Source organism: Roseovarius sp. EC-HK134, assembly GCF_902498815.1.
Lineage (GTDB): Bacteria > Pseudomonadota > Alphaproteobacteria > Rhodobacterales > Rhodobacteraceae > Roseovarius > Roseovarius mucosus_A.
This window is the reverse complement of sequence record NZ_LR701544.1, coordinates 2,915,835-2,933,385: the sequence shown is the minus strand read 5'-3', so window position 1 is coordinate 2,933,385 and position 17,551 is coordinate 2,915,835. Positions and strand designations below refer to the sequence as shown.

The following is a 17,551-nucleotide window of genomic DNA, read 5'->3' as shown; positions in this document are numbered from 1 at the left end:
TTGAGTGCTCTTGCCCGTTCAGGCGCGCTCGGAATATTCCATCGTCTCGGTGTTGACGACGATATCCTCGTCAGGTCCAACAAAGGGCGGCACCATGACCTTGACCCCATTATCGAGGATCGCAGGCTTGAAGCTATTGGCCGCCGTCTGCCCCTTCACGACGGGCTCAGTCTCGACGATGCGGCAAATCACCTTTTGCGGCAGCGCGGCGTGCAGCGCCTCGCTCTCGTGGAATTCAACCGTGATGGTCATACCGTCCTGAAGAAACGGACGACGTTCCCCCAAAAGGTCAGCGGGCAATTCGATCTGCTCATAGGTCTCGGCATCCATGAACACCAGCTTGCCATTCTCTTCATAGAGAAACTGCTGATCCTTTTGCTCAAGGCGCACACGCTCGACCTTGTCGGCGCTGCGAAAGCGTTCGTTGAGTTTGGAGCCGTTGCGCAGGTTCTTCATTTCGACCTGAGCAAAGGCACCGCCCTTGCCGGGCTTTACGTGATCGACCTTCACCGCGGCCCAGAGGTGGCCATTATGCTCCAGCACATTACCGGGGCGAATTTCGTTTCCATTGATCTTGGGCATTGCGTTCAAACCGTGACAAAAGGTTGATGTGAGATTGATGCTTCCTATATCTGGAGGGATGTTGGGTGGCAAGACAACGAAATGTCGTTATGCATCGTGGCGAGGTATGCAAAATTCGCATAGAAGTTATGCAACTGTGCTCTATCCGAATCGCAAAAACTCCGCCATAAGGTCCGTCACGCCCAAAACGCAAGAGCAATAAGAACAAGGACGAATGATGAAGGATTTCGTTGACGGTACGGCTTTCAACGCCGAACAGGGCAACCGTGCTCGTAAACTCTTTGCGGCCGTTGTGCTGGCCGCTCTGGATGACGCCATTTCCGATGACAAGAAATATGGCAATGGCCCCGAGCAGATCGCCCGCTGGGCGCGGTCGCGTGATGGCCGCGAAGTATTGTCCTGCGCCGGGATCGACCCGAATGAGCGGGTTGTTGCCGGCCTGATGGATTTCGTATCCAAGGGCGTGCGCACCTCTGTGGCCCTCTCGCGTGAAGAAAGTGAACGCCGGAATGCTGCGGCGCAGGCCGAAGCCGCCTGAGCACTGCTGCCTGACCACGTATAAAAGCCCTGCCCCTGCGGCAGGGCTTTTGCGTTGCGGTCGGGAAAACAGGCCTTTGTGACGGAAACCGGCCTTTCCCCCTGCACTCTCAAACGGTATCAGCACAGAGCGGCAAAAGGGGCATCGCAATGACACGCGCGATCATGATTCAGGGGGCAGGCTCGAATGTGGGCAAGTCCATGCTCGTGGCAGGTATGGCGCGCGCCTATGCCCGACGTTGCCTGTCGGTGGCCCCGTTCAAGCCGCAAAACATGTCAAACAATGCCGCTGTCACCGTGGATGGCGGCGAAATCGGTCGCGCGCAGGCGCTTCAGGCGCTGGCCGCGTACCGCGCGCCACACACCGATATGAATCCCGTACTGCTCAAACCCGAGAGCGATATTGGCGCCCAAGTGATCGTGCAGGGCCGCCGCTTTGCCACGCTGCGCGCCCGCGACTATGCCCGGGCCAAACCGCAGTTGCTGGCCCCCACGCTTGAGAGTTTTCACCGCCTTGCCGCCACCGCAGATCTCGTGCTGGTCGAGGGGGCGGGCAGCCCCGCGGAAATCAACCTTCGCGCCGGAGACATCGCCAATATGGGCTTTGCCGAGGCCGCAGGCGTGCCCGTGATCCTTGTGGGTGATATCGACCGGGGTGGGGTCATCGCGCAGGTTGTCGGCACCCAAGCGGTGTTGCCGCCCCAAGATGCCGCCCGGATCAAGGCTTTTGCCATCAACAAGTTTCGTGGCGATGTCAGCCTCTTTGACGAGGGCTTGCGCGAAATTGTGACGCGCACAGGCTGGCCCTCTTTGGGCGTCGTGCCATGGTTTTCAGACGCATGGCGCCTTCCGGCTGAGGATGTGATGGATATCGCCTCGACCAAGGGCGGCGCTTTCAAGGTGGTCGTGCCGCGTCTTGGCCGGATTGCCAATTTCGACGATCTTGATCCCCTCAGCAGCGAACCGGGTGTGAGTGTGGAAATCATCGGGGCAGGCAGCCCCCTGCCCGGCGATGCCGATTTGGTGCTTATCCCCGGAAGCAAATCCACCATCGCCGATCTGGCACATTTCCGCGCCCAAGGTTGGGATATTGACCTTGCCGCCCACATCCGGCGCGGCGGGCATGTGCTGGGCATCTGTGGCGGCTATCAGATGCTGGGGCACCGGATCGAAGACCCGGACGGCATCGAGGGCCCTCCCGCCTCGGTGCCCGGCCTGGGGCATCTCGACGTCGTGACGGTGATGAAGCCGGAAAAGCGACTTGCCCTGACACAGGCCACCTATCTCGAAACTGGCGATGCCGTAGAAGGGTATGAAATCCATTTAGGTGAAACCATCGGCCCGGATTGCGCGCACGCATGGCTGCGTGTCGGGGATCGCCCTGAGGGGGCCGCTTCGGCCAGTGGCCGGGTGCGCGGCGCTTATCTGCACGGGCTCTTCGCGTCCGACGCGTTTCGTGCGGCGTTTCTGGCAGGGCTAGGTGCGCGATCAGACCTGAGCTATGGGGCAGATGTCGAGGCCACGCTCGACGCTCTCGCGGCGCATCTGGAAGCGTATATGGATTTAGATCTGCTCTTTTCGCTCAGTGCAGACATTCCAACTCAGTCGAAATCCTGACTGGTCAGCGCGCGGTGAATCTCGCGGCGCACAAGTTTGCGCACGTTGCGGGTGATCCGCTCGCCCAAGGCACCTTGCAATTCTTGCCGAACAATCTCGGCCACCAAATCACGCAGGGCCTCTTCATCCAGCACGGCGTCATCCATCAGCAGACCCTCGCCGCGATCCGCATCGGCATCCGGTGCCGGGCGCAAATCCGCCGCATCCGCATCCTGCCAATCCTGAACATGGCGTTCCGAGGCCAGATCGTCCGACTCATCCCAGTCGGGATCAACTGAGGGGGCCGTCTCGGCCTCGTCCAGCTCTGCCTCTTCGTCAATCTCTGGCTCATCCGTCTCGGACCAACTCAGCACCGATTCAGCGGCTCCCCCGGCGTAATCGTCGTCAGAGGCGCCATCCGGCTCCCACTGATCGTCGCGCCCGGCGATCATCGCTTCAAATTCTGCAGCCTGCGCGCTCAGTTCCGACGGAAGATCAGGCGTCTGATCGGGCTCACTGAACTCTGTCTCAATCCCCTCAGGCGCGCTTTCGTCCTGAATATCTGTCTCATGCTCAGAGAGATCCGTGCCTGTCCAAACGTTATGCGCATCCGGCTCTTCGGCATCCACAGCCTCGGCAGGCGGCTCTGCTACGGGTTCATCCACCCGCAAGGCCGGTGTCAGGACAAGCCGGTCCGCCGCCGGCATCCCTGCCTCGCGCGGCGCGGCCACGGTTGTGCTGAGGCGTTCGGCTTGGCCATTCGAGACCAGCCGCCTTATCGACGACAGGACATCCTCGATTTCCACATTGGTCACGGGGTCGGACATGCTCTTGTACCATTCTTGCCTATGCAGAGCTTACCGCTGCAGGCGGTGCCACACAACCGTTTCAAAAACTTTTCAGTTCTTTCCCAAAGCCCGCAACACCCGGTCGAGCTTCTGGCCCTGCGGACTGCTTTCGATCGGCGCATCTTTGACCAGTTCGTAATACGCGGCCGGATCATAGGTCTGCACCCCAAGGTTCAGATCCCGCGCCGTCAACTCGCCAATCGACGCCAGCACCGAATATGCAGCAATCACCACATCGGCATTGGCCGAGATCAGATTAGCCCGCGCATCAAGCAGGTCCTGTTCGGCATCCAAGACATCCAGCGTGGTACGAGCGCCCAGTGTCGCCTCTTCGCGGGTGCCGTCAAAGGCCACTTGGGCAGCACGCACCGCCTCGCGGCTGGCCGTGCGGCTGGCGCGGGCTGCGCGCAGATTGGCATAGGAATCGCCCACATCCTGCTTGACCTGAAGCCCCGCCAGATGCAGCAGCGCCAATTGCGCATCGCGCTGCGCCATAGCTTGGCGTTGCTGCGACGTGAGGCGGCCACCGCGATAAATCGGGCCGCGCATTTCGACGCCCAGACTGCCGGTGCGCGACATGTCTGACCCGTCGAGTTCTTCGGATGCCCCGACGCGCGCCGTCAGATTCAGGGTGGGCAACAGCGCTGCCTCAGCGGCGCTGATGTTCAACTCGGCGGCGGCAACATTGTGCTGCGCCTGCAAAAGATCCGGGTGACGCCGCAGCGCCGCGGCTTTGGCGGCATCGACATTCTCACCCAGTTGCGGCAATTCGCTCGGTGTCTGCAAACTGCCCGGATCACGTCCGATTGCCTCGCGGAACTCCTCGATTGCACGGGTAAGGTCGCCCTGCGCCGCAGCCAATCCGCTTTGCGCCAATGCCACAGCGGATTCCGCCTGCGCCACATCGGTGCGGGTCACCTCGCCTACCTCGAACCGGTCCTGCGCCGCGCGCAGTTCCTCGCGCAACAAACGCAGGTTGTTCTGCCGCAGGTCCACGAATTCTTGATTGCGGATCACGTTCATATAGGCCTGCACGCCCGTCAACAGCACGAATTGCTCAACACTGATCAGGGTCTGGCGCGTGGCCAACACGGTCTCTTTGGCGGATTCGGTCAGAAAATCGCTGCGGCCGAAATCATAGACCAGCAGGCTTCCGGTAATCCCAAGATTGAGCGATGTTGACGTGTTGTTACGATTGGCCCCTTGCGAACGCGTATCCGATGAATCGAGGGTGATCCCCGAAGTCCAATCGATGATTGGCCGAAGACTGGCCACCGCCTGCGCCACATTCTCATCAGCTGAGCGCAGCAAGGCGCGGTTCTGTTCCAGAAGGCCACTGTTGACATAGGCGCTCTTGAGCGCATCGGCGAGTGTTTCAGCCTTGGCTGTAACCGGCGCAAGGCCCAGAATTGCCAGCCCGAAAACACCGCCCAAGGTCCGCAACTTGTTCGTTCTCATGCGCTCGCCATCCCTCTTTTGCCGCGCCGCTCCCCTCACAGGGTAAAGGCCGCGTGCCGTTCAAATCCGCGCAGCACCGGCGCACCCGCATTAAATGCGTAGCGCCAATTGATCCGCCCGTCGATCTTGTAACCGATCCGCACCACCCCAAGCGCACCCTCCATGAAAAGGCAAGCCATGCGGCCCCCTTCCTTGAGTTGCGCCGCCAGAACCTCGGGCAGATGCTCGACCGCGCCCTGAACCGTTATTACGTCATAGGGCCCGTGTTCCGGCGCACCGTCGGCCAAAGGCCCCTCGTGCAGAACCACATTGTCAGCCCCCTGCTCAGACAGGGTGCGCTGCGCCTCAGCGACCACAGATGCCTTATCCTCGACCGCAACGACCGCTTCGGCCATGCGCGCGATCACAGCCGCAGAATATCCATAGCCCGAACCGATATCGAGCACGAGATCGTCATTCTCGATCTCAAGCGCGTCAAGCATCTTGGCCAATGTGCGCGGATCAAGCATCACCCGCCCTTCGCCCAGATCAAGGTTTTCGCCCATATAGGCCGCCTCGCGCAGGCCGGTGGGAACAAACGCCTCACGCGGGACCGACAGCATGGCGTCGATGATCGGAAATTTGGTCACATCGGACGGGCGAACTTGCGTGTCCACCATCATCGTGCGCCGCGCGGCATAGTCTGTCATGATCGAAGCTCTTACGTTCGGAATCCTATCGCTTGCGGTTTTCGCACAGAACCCGTTCGGCGGCAACGGCTATAGGTCCCAGAGGCGCGGGACAATTCGACCTTGCAAATTGACCCTGCTCAGCCTGCATTGCCCACTTGCACCACCCGGCCCGATCAGATATTTCATCCCAACCACACGGAATGGCGAGTTGGCGGAGTGGTGACGCAGCGGATTGCAAATCCGTGTACAGGAGTTCGATTCTCCTACTCGCCTCCATTTAAAATCAATCACTTAGATGATTTTTGATTAACGCGCTTAAGCGCGTCTAAACATTTGCCTAAACATTCTGTTTTTGTTCCGTTCTCAAATGCTCAATTACAAATCAGGGAAACAGCCTTCTTACTAGCTCGGAAATCAGCTGGTCATGGGTAGTCAGCACGCCTCCGCGTTCGCTCCGCGCGCGCTCCCAATCTAAGCAATTGCACGAGCTGAAACTGGCACCACGTCGCAAGCCGCTGGCGGCGGCTCTAACTTCGACGTTCAGAACCGCGCCAGAGGCGCTTGACTGACGGGGGTCTCCGCGCTTGCGCGGGGGTGTCAGTCAAATCGCTCTCCCAGCGTCACACAAACTCTCATCAGGCAATCGCCCAGGAACACGCACAGCTTGCGAGCATGTTCCTAGGCTATTGCCGTGCCGCGCCCCATCTTCCTTGGTGGGGCGCGGAGGGATATACATTCTTGATTATATATCCTTTTAGTGGTCCCAAAGCGAAACGCGAGTTGATGTAAAGGATTAGGCGTAGACCTTCAGGTCTACCGGGGTGGCTAAAAACACTAAAATTTGGTAACAAAATGTTTCAATTGTTACAGGTTGCTATATGCCTCTAGTGGTCCCAAGTCGTGATCACCGATTTGCTGCCCCTGCCCTTTCCATCATAGCTTGAACCTCAGAACAGTTTGCATGGGTTCCCCCATTCGTCCGGAACCGGCGCGCGAACTGAACGGGAAAGGTATCGGCTATGGGCTTTGACTGGATAATCGACTTGTTCATGCTCTCCGCGACAGCGCTGCGCGGCTCAAAGGGACTATGACCATGGCCCCCAACAAGCTTGAACAATCGGCTCTTAGCTTGCTCGCTGCCTTCGAGAATGCGGGCAAGTCTGTCAGCCGGGTCATCGTGGAAGGAAAAAAGATTGAGATTGTCCTTTCCACAGAGCATGATTCCGATGATTTCGACAGGATAGACATGCGCCATGGCAAAACGTGAGCTTCCCAAGCACGTCTACAGGCAAAGCAATGGAATTTACTTCCAGCGGCGCGGCTGGCCCTCGCAAAAGTTCCAAAGTGAATTTGGAACGGCGGAATTCTGGACCGAATACGCTGGCATCCTCTCGCAAAAAGACGCGCCCTGCAAAGTGGTCGCGCGCAATTTTGGCGCTTTGATCGACCACTATAGAAAGTCACCACGATACAAAAACCTCAAGCCGCGCACGGGTCTGGACTACGACAAATATCTCGATTTTTTCCGCGAGATTATGGGCGAGGCCAATCCCGCCAAGATGCAGCGCAAGGACGTGATCCGCCTCCGCGATGCCAACGCCGAGAAAGCCTATTTCGCCAACTATTCGCTCCGCGTGTTGCGTGTTCTCATGGAACATTGCGTTGACTTGGGCTGGCGGGAAACCAACCCAGCCCGAGGCGTGCCGGAAATCAAAACGGCCAAGACAGAGCGTGAGCCTTGGCCGCGCGAGCTTCTCGACGTCTACCGCGCACATTGCGCCCTCGGCACCAGAGAACGCCTTGTCATGGAACTGTGCGTTGGCACGGGCCAGCGGATCGGCGACGTTCTCACCATGCGCTGGTCGAACATCGAGAACGGTGCTGTCTGGGTCCGGCAAAGTAAAACCTCGAAAGAGCTCTGGGTGCCGATCCTGCCAGAGCTGCAAGCCGCGCTCGACGTCGCCAGCCGCCACTCGGTCTACATCCTCACAAACGAGCAAGGCACGAACCGCTGGTCCTACAGAGGCGCGTCAGCCGCCGTCAGGAAGGTCAGAGAGCAAATCGGGGCCGTGGCCTACGACATTCACAGTTGGCGCTACAACGCGGCCTGTGAACTGCTGGAAGCGGGCTGCGGTGACGACCTGATCGCGGCTGTGACTGGGCAAAGCCCCGCGATGGTCCAACACTATACAAAGAAAGTCCGTCAGCGCATCCGGGCCGTTCAGGCGCAGCAGATGCGGACAGAACGGCATCGGCCCTGAGAGGCGGGAAGTAACCGCCTAATATGGCAAAATAATTAAGACTGGCCCGCAATGCAATTGGGGTGGAAAAGGGAGAATTGCTGCGCGTCGCTCTAACATCAGCTATTCCGCCGAACAGTTGTTCTTTCCTTCACCTTTAGGCGAAGTTGTAGCCACACGAGGTGGCAAGCCAAAGTTTTACTCTGTGCGAATCTATTGATCTGCCGAGCGAATGAGCAATTAGCCAATGTCAGTTGCTTTGCTCCTTGTTAGGACATAGCTTTAAGAAATCAGGCTAAGAGCAGGACAAACATGCCAATAATTGAAGGTTTTAAAGCGAAGAATTTCAGATCTCTGCAGGACGTAACGCTTGGCCGCTTATGGAATAAAAGAGAAAATCTACCACTTACTCCGATGACGGCCGTCATCGGTAAAAACGGTGTAGGGAAAAGCACTCTGTTTGACGCTTTTGGGTTCTTGTCAGATTGTTTGAAACTTGGCGTGGAGGAAGCATGTGACGCACGTGGGCGAGGTGGGTTCTCAAGGCTTCGAACTCAAGGAAAACTTGGACCTATTGAGTTTGAGGTATACTATAAAGAAGATGGAAATGCTCGTCCGATAACCTATGAAGTCGCGATTGATTTAGACAAAACAGGACGTCCTTTTGTTTCCAAAGAACGGCTTCGTCAGAGACGAAAAGGTCAAAAAACTGGTAGACCTTTTTCTTTCCTAATCATGGAAAACGGATCTGGCGTCGCTTGGAAAGGCGATGAAGAAGGAGCACAATTCGAGGATAGCCCTACTGAATTGCCCATCTTTCAGCTGATTGAAAACATCCGAAGGGCAGCTACCGAAGAAGAGTCTAATGTGACTGAATTAGTTGAACTCGATGACAGCAGACGGTTGGGTATTGCGACCTTGGGATCATTGAAGCAACATCCGAGAATTGCCGCATTTCGCAGGTTCATAGAAGGATGGTATCTCAGTTACTTCACGCCAGACGCAGCAAGAAGTCTGCCTCTAGCAGGACCTCAGCGTCGTTTGAATATGCACGGCGATAATCTGGGGAACGTCGTACAGTATATGGAACGAGAACACCCTCGCCGATTTCAATCAATTCTCCAATCCATAGCGCAAAAGATTCCCGGAATTGAAAGGATTGACACCGAAAAAACTCCAGATGGTCGTCTACTTCTGAGATTCAATGATCGCGGCTTTGACGACCCTTTCTATGCACAACAAATGTCTGACGGGACACTCAAAGTCTTTGCTTACTTACTGTTGTTGGAAGATCCATCTCCTCCACCATTTCTCTGCATCGAGGAGCCCGAAAATGGATTGTACCATAAACTTTTAGAGAGCCTAGCAGGTGAGTTTCGAGCGCACGCGTCGACGCGCAAGAACGGTTCGCAGGTATTTGTCACTACCCACCAACCCTATTTGGTCGATGCCCTTGATCCCGAAGAAGTCTGGATTTTGCGAAAACGAGAGGACGGTTTTTCATATGTCCAGCGTGCCAGTGAAGTTAATGCGGTAAAGGAGCTGGTAAGTGAAGGGCTCCCGTTAGGCGGCTTGTGGTACAGCGACTATTTGGACGAAGAGTAATATGCATTACGAAATTCTTGTTGAGGATCAGTCTGGTAAAAGAGTACTGGAGGAGGTCGTCCCAAAGATACTGCCGGTCAACTGCACGTTCAGTATCTTTCATTACAAAGGGATTGGCCACATTCCAAAGGGTCTACAGCCAAGGCTAGACCCAAGTAAACGTGTTCTCTTAAACCAGTTGCCTCGCATACTTGCTGGCTACGGAAAGAAGTTTGCATCTTATCCCGATAACTATAGGGCGTGCGTAGTTGTCATATGTGATTTAGATAATCGCAATTTTAAGGACTTTCTTGCCGAGTTAAGTCAGATTCTTTTCCAGTGCAATCCGAGACCAATGGGTCGTTTTTGTCTTTGCATTGAAGAAGGGGAAGCATGGCTGTTGGGACACAGGGAAGCGGTAGAAGCCGCCTATCCTGATGCAAAGCAATTTGTATTAGACACTTATGTGCCAGACAGCATCTGCGGAACGTGGGAAGTTCTAGCTGACGCTGTGTATCAAGGCGGGTCAACCGCACTTCTGGCGAAGGGAAAGCCGGAAGTAGGTCGGATGAAGTCTATCTGGGCTGTAGATATCGCTCCACTCTTGGATGTGGAGGAAAATAAATCGCCGAGCTTTCAATATTTTGCAAGGTCTTTGCAAGAGCTCAAAAACGAGGGTTAAGGGCCCTTGCTTTGTCCGCCTATTGCACATGATCTTAGACGGACAAGTACGTGCCTTCACCAATACAACCGAAAGCAGTTGTTTGATCGCACAAGCTTGAACGACAGCTAAAGGCCGACCCCTCCCTCACTTATTGAAAACCAGCATATAACCGCGCTGTCTCGCTACCGCTTTCCAGTGTTTCTTGCACACGCCTTCCGGCTCTAAGTGCTTGTACTTTCCGCCGGAAAACTTGGGTCAGTCCAGCGCCATTCTCGACGCAACTCGCCCTGAAATTGCCAAGTTTTGCTTTTAACTTAAAGGCATGGCATTTCGCAACGGCAACTATTGGAGCATTATTCCCTTTCGGATACGGAGGCGCGCTCGTCGTATTTTTTCGCCGCGTATCTTAATACTCCTGCTGTTGGGAAGCACTTTGGTGCTAGGGACCTATTTCAAGCGCGATGAACACCCACAGCGCTGGTGGTCAGAAATCACTGGCGCTCCCCTTCAAGATACCTCTCAACGCAGCCTGCCGCGCGCGCTCCATGGTGGAAACGCCATACAGCTAGGCGGTCAAGCCATGGGAGGCCATGCGGCATCCGCTGGCGGTTCGTCTGGTGGTCGCGTGACCAATGTTCGCGACGGGGACACAATCGAAGTTGAAGGGCGCCCCATCCGCATTGCGACATTGGACTGTGCCGAAACAGGTAGTGTGGCGGGGGATGCCGCGACGCGCCGAATGCGCGCATTGGTGTCAGGTGAGCGCGTCATCTGCAGCCTCACAGGCGAGCAAAGCTATGATCGATGGATTGGCAATTGTCGGCTGGCGAATGGCAGAGACATCGCCGATGTAATGATTGGGGAAGGGCTTTGTCGGCGCTGGCGTTAGCGCGGCGTCCTTTCCACGCTCAACGCTCGACCACCAGAAAGAATCCCTTTCCTTTGAAAGGCGCAATTCTGAGCGCCACAAACCGTCTAAACATTCATGCTATGTTCCGCCAAAATCCGAGTGCCATCTAAACAAATAAGACAAATAAAACATAGAGATACCTAGTCTTGCAAATCCGTGTACAGGAGTTCGATTCTCCTACTCGCCTCCATTTAAAATCAAGCACAGATATGATTTACGACGAACGCGGCACCGCGTGTATGAACACCGTGTTTTTGTTCAGTTCGCAAATCTCTGTCGCAGATCAGGCAAACGGCTGTCTCGACATGCCTGAAATCAGCCCTGGCGGGTGGTCAGCATGCCTCGGTCTTTGCTCTGCCCACGCACCCGATCACCGCAATAGCCGGTCAAAATCGCGCCGCCGCTGGCGGTAGCGCGCCATTGGACGGTCAGGGCCACGTCAGACGCGCTTGACTGACGCGCGCGAATTTTGGCCCGGGCGTGAGGCCATTCCTCGCGTCTTCACTGCCTAATCGATCATCCTTGCGGCCTTGAGCGCGATATCATCGAGCCCCTCGCCGCCGGTGGCAACAAACTCGCGCAGTTGCTGGCGCATGCGCGGCTCCCAGAAATCCCGGATATGCGCAGCAACGCGGGCCGCTTGATCAGTGCCCGGCTGGGTTTTGAAAAACGTAGCGATCTGGTTGACCATATGGACCATTTTCTCAGGCGACATCGGGAACCTCATGGGGAATGCGATGGGGATGGGAATAGAGATCGAAGCCGCCGCCGCGTGCAAAGGCGGCAAGGGTAAGCCCTGCGCTCTCGGCTAACCGTAGCGCATGGGCCGTGGGCGCAGAGACCGCGACCAGCAGGCCGCAACCCGCGACCGCGCATTTCTGCACAAGTTCAACAGACAGGCGGCTGGTCATCACGATACCACCCTCTGCCGGGACGATGTCCGCCCGCCAGAGAGCGCCAATGAGTTTGTCGAGCGCATTGTGCCGCCCCACGTCCTCGCGCGCCATGACCACACCGGCACCGGGCAGGATAAACCCCGCAGCATGAGTAGCGCGGGTCAGATCATGAAGCGGCTGGCACGCACTCAGGGCATCGGTCGCGCGGGCAATCTCTTGCGCTGTAAACGCAGGAGAGACATGGGCCACCGACGGCACCGGGCGCACCGCCTGTTCAAGGCTGTCGATACCGCACAGCCCACAGCCCACCGGCCCGGCCATATAGCGCCGCCGCGCTGCAAGCGCCTCTTGCCGGTCTCCACGCAACCAGAACCGGGCCTCGATCCCGTTACAATGCTTGGCGATTTCAAAGCCTTCGATGTCCGCCTGAGTGGTCACGATCCCCTCGGTTACCGCAAAGCCATAGGCGAAATCGGCGATATCCGCTGGCGTCGCCATCATCACGGCTTGTGTCGTGCCATCGAATACAAAGGCCACCGGCACCTCATCGGGCAGAGCGCGGATGACGCGACGCGCCCCCTCGCCCTGCACCGAGAGGCCCGGACGGCTTTGGGTGGGAGAAAAGCCCATCGCCGTCACTCCGCCGCAGGCAGGATGCGCCGCGCCTGTGCGGCCTGCGCGGCGTAATCCTCTTGCCAATCACTTGGCCCGTTCGACAGGCTGACCTGAACCGCCGTCACCTTGTACTCCGGACAGTTGGTGGCCCAGTCCGAGTAATCGGTGGTTATGACATTGGCCTGCGTATCCGGATGGTGAAAGGTGGTGTAGACCACGCCGGGGCTGACGCGATCTGTCAGCATGGCCCGCAGGGTGGTTTCGCCTGCGCGACTGGCCAATCGCACCCAATCGCCCTCTTTCAAACCCCGCACCTCGGCATCATGCGGATGGATTTCCAAGAGATCCTCTTCGTGCCAGACCACATTCGCGGTGCGCCGTGTCTGCGCGCCGACGTTATACTGACTGAGGATGCGCCCGGTGGTCAGCAACAGCGGGAACCGTGGGCCGGTTTTCTCATCAGTCGCCACATATTCGGTGACGATGAACCGCCCCTTGCCGCGCATGAACCCATCCACATGCATCAGCGGCGTGCCCTCGGGATGTGCTTCGTTACAGGGCCATTGCACGCTGCCCTTTTCTTCTAGCAGGGCATAGTCGACCCCGGCAAAACTTGGCGTCGTTGCGGCGATTTCCTCCATGATCCGCGCCGGGTGGCTATACGTCCACCCTGCCCCCATGGCGTTTGCAAGCATCTGGGTAATTTCCCAATCCGCATAGCCGTTGAGTGGCGGGATCACCTTGCGCACGCGGTTGATGCGGCGCTCGGCATTGGTGAAGGTCCCGTCTTTCTCCAAGAAGGTCGAACCGGGCAGGAAGACATGCGCGTAATTGGCAGTCTCGTTGAGGAAGAGGTCATGCACGATGACACAGTCCATCGCAGCCAGACCCGCCGCCACATGCTTGGTGTCGGGGTCCGATTGCAGGATATCCTCGCCTTGGCAATACAGCCCCTTGAACGTCCCATCGACGGCAGCATCGAGCATGTTGGGAATGCGCAAACCCGGCTCGGCGTCAATCTCTACGCCCCAAGCCTCTTCAAAGACTGCGCGCACTTCTGGCCCTTTGACATGGCGATAGCCGGGCAATTCATGCGGGAAAGACCCCATGTCGCAAGAGCCCTGCACGTTGTTTTGCCCGCGCAACGGGTTCACGCCCACGCCGGGCCGCCCGATATTGCCAGTCAGCATCGCGAGGTTGGCAATGCCCATGACCGTGGTCGACCCTTGGGAATGTTCGGTTACGCCAAGACCATAGTAAATCGCCCCGTTCCCACCATGCGCGAAAAGCCGGGCCGCGGCGCGCAGTTCCGCCGGGTCGACCCCGGTCAACATCGCTGTCGCTTCTGGCGAATGGCGCGGGTTGCTGATGAATTCGGCGTAATGCTGAAATTCATCCCAATCACACCGCGCGCGGATGAAGTCCTCATCCATCAGCCCCTCGGTCACGATCACATGCGCAAGCGCGCTGACCACCGCCACATTGGTGCCGGGGCGAAGCGGCAGGTGATGCGCTGCCGAAATATGCGGTGATTTCACAAGGTCAATCCGGCGCGGGTCAATCACGATCAGCTTGGCACCAGCACGCAACCGCTTCTTAAGGCGGCTTGCAAAAACCGGGTGCCCATCGGTCGGATTGGCGCCGATCACCACCACCACATCGGTATGTTCGACAGAGTCGAAATCCTGCGTGCCGGCAGAGGTGCCAAACGTCTGGCCCAAGCCATATCCTGTAGGGGAATGACAAACGCGCGCGCAGGTGTCGGTGTTGTTGTTACCAAAGACTGCGCGCGCCAGTTTCTGCACCAGATAGGTTTCTTCGTTGGTGCAGCGGCTTGAGGTAATCACGCCGATAGATTTCTTGCCATATTGCGCCTGCAAGCTGCGCAGACGGGTGGCTGCAAAGCTGAGCGCCTCCTCCCAACTGACCTCTTGCCAGGGATCAGTGATCCGCTCGCGGATCATAGGCTTTAGGATGCGGTCGTTGTGATGGGCATACCCATAGGCGAATCGCCCTTTGACGCAGGAATGCCCGCGATTGGCCTTGCCGTGTTTATAGGGCACCATACGCACCAGCGTGTCGCCGTTCATCTCGGCCTTGAACGAACAGCCAACGCCGCAATAGGCACAGGTCGTGACAACCGAGCGATCAGGCGTGCCCAGTTCGATGATGGATTTCTCCTGCAAAGTCGCCGTCGGGCAGGCCTGCACGCAGGCCCCGCAACTCACGCAGTCAGAGGCGAGGAAATCATCATCCGCATTACCCGCCGATACGCGGCTGTCAAAGCCACGGCCCTGAATGGTCAGGGCAAATGTGCCCTGCACTTCTTCGCAAGCACGCACACAGCGGTTACAGACGATGCATTTGCTGGGGTCATAGCTGAAATACGGGTTACTGTCGTCCTTTGGCAACCATTCCGGATTGGCCTCGCCGCTCGTGTTCCGAGCCTCGAAATGGTTGACCATGCCGCCATCCTTGGGGGCCTCGTAGCGCACATCACGCAGACCGACCGCACCGGCCATATCCTGCAACTCGCAATCGCCATTGGCAGAGCAAGTCAGGCAATCGAGAGGGTGATCAGAGATATAGAGCTCCATCACCCCTTTGCGGATCTTGCGCACCTTTGACGATCCGGTATGCACCACCATGCCCGGCGTCACAGGCGTGGTGCAGGACGCAGGCGTGCCACGCCGCCCCTCGATTTCCACCACACAGAGGCGGCAAGAACCAAAAGCTTCAAGATTATCAGAGGCGCAGAGCTTGGGGATGGAAATCCCCGCCTCGGCCGCTGCGCGCAACACCGATGTGCCCTCGGGCACGGTTACGGCAACACCGTCGATCTCCAACGTCACCGGGGCTCCCACTTTGGCGGGCGTGCCCATGTCGCGGTCTTTGGGAATAATGAAATCTTTCATTCGGCGGCCTCCTGCTGGGTGGCGAAGTCATTCGGAAAATGCGTGAGTGCGGACATGACCGGAAAGGGCGTGAACCCGCCAAGCGCGCAAAGCGAGCCGTCTTTCATCGTCTCGCACAGATCGGTCAAAAGCGGGATCGCCGTTCCGTCACCCGCTGCGATGCGGTCGATGGTCTCTACGCCCCGCACGGCCCCAATCCGGCAAGGGGTGCATTTGCCGCAGCTTTCCACAGCGCAGAATTCCATCGCGAAGCGGGCCATTTGCAGCATGTCGGCGCTATCGTCGAACACAACCAGCCCGGCATGCCCCAAGAGGCCGCCCTTCGCGTCTAACTCTTCATAGCCAAGCGGGGCATCAAAATTGCTGACCGGGATATAGGCGCCAAGCGGCCCGCCCACCTGCACCGCCTTGACCGGACGGCCCGTCATGGTGCCCCCGCCCAAGTCATTGACCACCTCACCCAAGCTGATGCCAAAGGCGGTTTCGAATAGCCCCCCGCGCGCCACATTACCCGCGATTTGCAGGGTCACAGTGCCACGCGACCGGCCAAGCCCGAAATCGGCATAATGCTGCGCGCCTCTCTCGAAAATCACCGGAACAGTGGCCAGGCTGATGACATTGTTCACCACCGTGGGCCGCCCCAGGAACCCTTCAAGCGCGGGCAATGGCGGCTTGGCGCGCACCACGCCGCGCTTGCCTTCGAGCGAGTTCAACAGCGCGGTTTCCTCGCCACAGACATAGGCCCCGGCCCCAACGCGGATTTCCATGTCAAAGGCGTGGCCAGACCCCAGCACATCAGAACCAAGCACCCCTGCCCCGCGCGCAATCTCGACCGCACGGCACATCACCGCGATGGCATCGGGATATTCCGACCTCAGGTAGACATAGCCGCGTGTGGCCCCCACACCGATCCCCGCAATCGCCATGCCTTCGACAAGGCTGAACGGGTCTCCTTCCATGATCATCCGGTCGGCAAATGTGCCACTGTCACCTTCGTCGGCATTGCAGACGATGTATTTCTGCGGCGCTTGCGCCTCCTGCACCGTTTTCCATTTGATCCCGGTCGGAAAGCCCGCGCCGCCGCGTCCACGCAGGCCGGATTTTGTGACTTCGGCAACGATGTCATGGGCGTCCATCGCGATAGCCCGGCGCAGACCAACCAAGCCCCCATGGGCCGCGTAATCCTCCAGATCGAGCGGGTCGATCACCCCTGTGCGGGCAAAGGTCAGCCGCGTCTGACGTTTCATCCAGTCGAGGTGTTCGACCGGGCCAAGAGCTTTGGGGCTCGTCCCATCAAGAATACCTCCAACATCGCCGACTGTCGCCGGGCCATAGCCATGGCGCACGCCGTCAATCTCGATCTCCACAAGTGGCTCTAGCCAGATCATGCCGCGCGTGCCGGTGCGAATGATTTGCGCCTCAGGCGCTGCAGCGCGCAGCGCGGAGACCACGTCTTCGGCGCCAAGCGCCTTGGCGGCGCTATCCATCGGAACATAAATCTTCATGCGCCCGCCTCCGCCAAAAGGGCATCGATCCGGGCGGCATCCACCCGGCCCACAACGCGGTCATCCAGCATGGCCGCAGGTGCGCAGGCACACAGGCCAAGGCAATACACCGGCTCGACCGTGACTGCGCCATTGGCCGTGGTGCCATGCCACGCAAGCCCCAGTTTGGCCAAGGTCGCTTCGGCCAGCACAGCACCACCCACCGCCTGACAGGCCTCGGCGCGGCAGATTTTCAGCACATGCCGACCAGCGGGGTTGGCACGGAAATCGTGGTAGAAACTGATCACACCATGCAGCTCTGCGCGGCTGATGTTCAGCGCTTCGGCGATTGGGCGATGCGCCGCCTCGGGGATATATCCAAAGGCAGCCTGCATCGCATGCAGGATCGGCAAAAGCGGACCTTCCAGATCACGATGCGCGGCTAGGATCGAGGTGATGTCGTCGGGGGCGGGTGTGGTCATGGCTGGCCTCTTTCGATTGCTGATGCCAGTCAATCAGGTTTAACCATGCCAAATCAATATCGCTATACG

At 58.1% G+C, this 17,551-nt stretch carries 15 protein-coding genes and 1 tRNA gene; 7 read left to right on the top strand and 9 right to left on the bottom strand.

What is annotated here, in order from left to right; translation table 11 throughout:
• Positions 1–18 precede the first annotated feature (18 nt).
• On the bottom strand, positions 19–582 hold the full coding sequence (efp, locus tag GC127_RS18040) for an elongation factor P (RefSeq protein ID WP_008282186.1): 564 nt from the start codon (positions 580–582) through the stop codon (positions 19–21).
• Between the two features lie 217 nt (positions 583–799).
• Here efp and GC127_RS18035 point away from each other — a divergent pair, with 217 nt between their 5' ends.
• Both GC127_RS18035 and GC127_RS18030 read left to right on the top strand, forming a co-directional pair.
• A complete protein-coding gene (locus tag GC127_RS18035) occupies positions 800–1,120 on the top strand; it encodes a DUF6280 family protein (RefSeq protein ID WP_037271076.1) in 321 nt (106 codons plus the stop codon).
• Between the two features lie 149 nt (positions 1,121–1,269).
• Positions 1,270–2,736, top strand: coding sequence for a cobyric acid synthase (locus GC127_RS18030; protein WP_151979201.1), 1,467 nt, complete (start codon positions 1,270–1,272; stop codon positions 2,734–2,736).
• Here the strand turns inward: GC127_RS18030 and GC127_RS18025 are convergent.
• The 3 genes from GC127_RS18025 to GC127_RS18015 form a co-directional block, all read right to left on the bottom strand.
• The gene (locus tag GC127_RS18025) at positions 2,721–3,542 is read right to left on the bottom strand and encodes a hypothetical protein (RefSeq protein WP_151979200.1); all 822 of its coding nucleotides are present in this window, start codon (positions 3,540–3,542) and stop codon (positions 2,721–2,723) included. The genes GC127_RS18030 and GC127_RS18025 overlap by 16 nt on opposite strands.
• Positions 3,543–3,614: 72 nt before the next feature.
• A complete protein-coding gene (locus tag GC127_RS18020) occupies positions 3,615–5,021 on the bottom strand; it encodes a TolC family outer membrane protein (protein ID WP_151979199.1) in 1,407 nt (468 codons plus the stop codon).
• A 35-nt stretch (positions 5,022–5,056) separates the two neighbouring features.
• Positions 5,057–5,710 (bottom strand): protein-L-isoaspartate O-methyltransferase, encoded by a 654-nt coding sequence (locus GC127_RS18015; RefSeq protein WP_008282181.1) that lies wholly within the window; start codon positions 5,708–5,710, stop codon positions 5,057–5,059.
• Positions 5,711–5,894: 184 nt separating this feature from the next.
• Between GC127_RS18015 and GC127_RS18010 the strand changes: the two genes are divergently transcribed.
• The 5 genes from GC127_RS18010 to GC127_RS17995 all read left to right on the top strand — a co-directional run bounded on the left by GC127_RS18010 (position 5,895) and on the right by GC127_RS17995 (position 10,198).
• Positions 5,895–5,968 (top strand) — tRNA-Cys (locus GC127_RS18010).
• 817 nt (positions 5,969–6,785) lie between these two features.
• Positions 6,786–6,959, top strand: a complete 174-nt coding sequence (locus GC127_RS22890; protein WP_199861278.1) for a hypothetical protein — start codon at positions 6,786–6,788, stop codon at positions 6,957–6,959.
• Positions 6,946–7,953 (top strand): tyrosine-type recombinase/integrase, encoded by a 1,008-nt coding sequence (locus GC127_RS18005; protein ID WP_151979198.1) that lies wholly within the window; start codon positions 6,946–6,948, stop codon positions 7,951–7,953. Before GC127_RS22890 ends, GC127_RS18005 begins: the two co-directional genes overlap by 14 nt.
• 291 nt (positions 7,954–8,244) lie before the next feature.
• Positions 8,245–9,537, top strand: coding sequence for an AAA family ATPase (locus GC127_RS18000; protein ID WP_151979197.1), 1,293 nt, complete (start codon positions 8,245–8,247; stop codon positions 9,535–9,537).
• A 1-nt stretch (position 9,538) separates the two neighbouring features.
• Positions 9,539–10,198 carry a hypothetical protein gene (locus GC127_RS17995; protein WP_151979196.1) on the top strand — a complete coding sequence of 220 codons (660 nt, stop codon included), beginning with the start codon at positions 9,539–9,541 and terminating at the stop codon, positions 10,196–10,198.
• 1,400 nt (positions 10,199–11,598) lie between these two features.
• On the opposite strand, the gene GC127_RS17990 is transcribed toward GC127_RS17995, so the two are convergent.
• Genes GC127_RS17990 through GC127_RS17970 form a run of 5 tightly spaced genes read right to left on the bottom strand, consistent with a single transcriptional unit; the run spans position 11,599 to position 17,482 of the window.
• Positions 11,599–11,805, bottom strand: coding sequence for a formate dehydrogenase subunit delta (locus tag GC127_RS17990; RefSeq protein WP_008282178.1), 207 nt, complete (start codon positions 11,803–11,805; stop codon positions 11,599–11,601).
• Positions 11,795–12,616 carry a formate dehydrogenase accessory sulfurtransferase FdhD gene (fdhD, locus tag GC127_RS17985; RefSeq protein WP_151979195.1) on the bottom strand — a complete coding sequence of 274 codons (822 nt, stop codon included), beginning with the start codon at positions 12,614–12,616 and terminating at the stop codon, positions 11,795–11,797. Before fdhD ends, GC127_RS17990 begins: the two co-directional genes overlap by 11 nt.
• A gap of 5 nt (positions 12,617–12,621) precedes the next feature.
• A complete protein-coding gene (fdhF, locus tag GC127_RS17980) occupies positions 12,622–15,516 on the bottom strand; it encodes a formate dehydrogenase subunit alpha (protein ID WP_151979194.1) in 2,895 nt (964 codons plus the stop codon).
• The gene (locus GC127_RS17975; RefSeq protein WP_151979193.1) at positions 15,513–17,021 is read right to left on the bottom strand and encodes an NADH-quinone oxidoreductase subunit NuoF; all 1,509 of its coding nucleotides are present in this window, start codon (positions 17,019–17,021) and stop codon (positions 15,513–15,515) included. Before GC127_RS17975 ends, fdhF begins: the two co-directional genes overlap by 4 nt.
• The gene (locus GC127_RS17970) at positions 17,018–17,482 is read right to left on the bottom strand and encodes a formate dehydrogenase subunit gamma (protein ID WP_008282174.1); all 465 of its coding nucleotides are present in this window, start codon (positions 17,480–17,482) and stop codon (positions 17,018–17,020) included. The genes GC127_RS17975 and GC127_RS17970 overlap by 4 nt, the downstream gene beginning before the upstream one ends.
• Between the last annotated feature and the right edge of the window lie 69 nt (positions 17,483–17,551).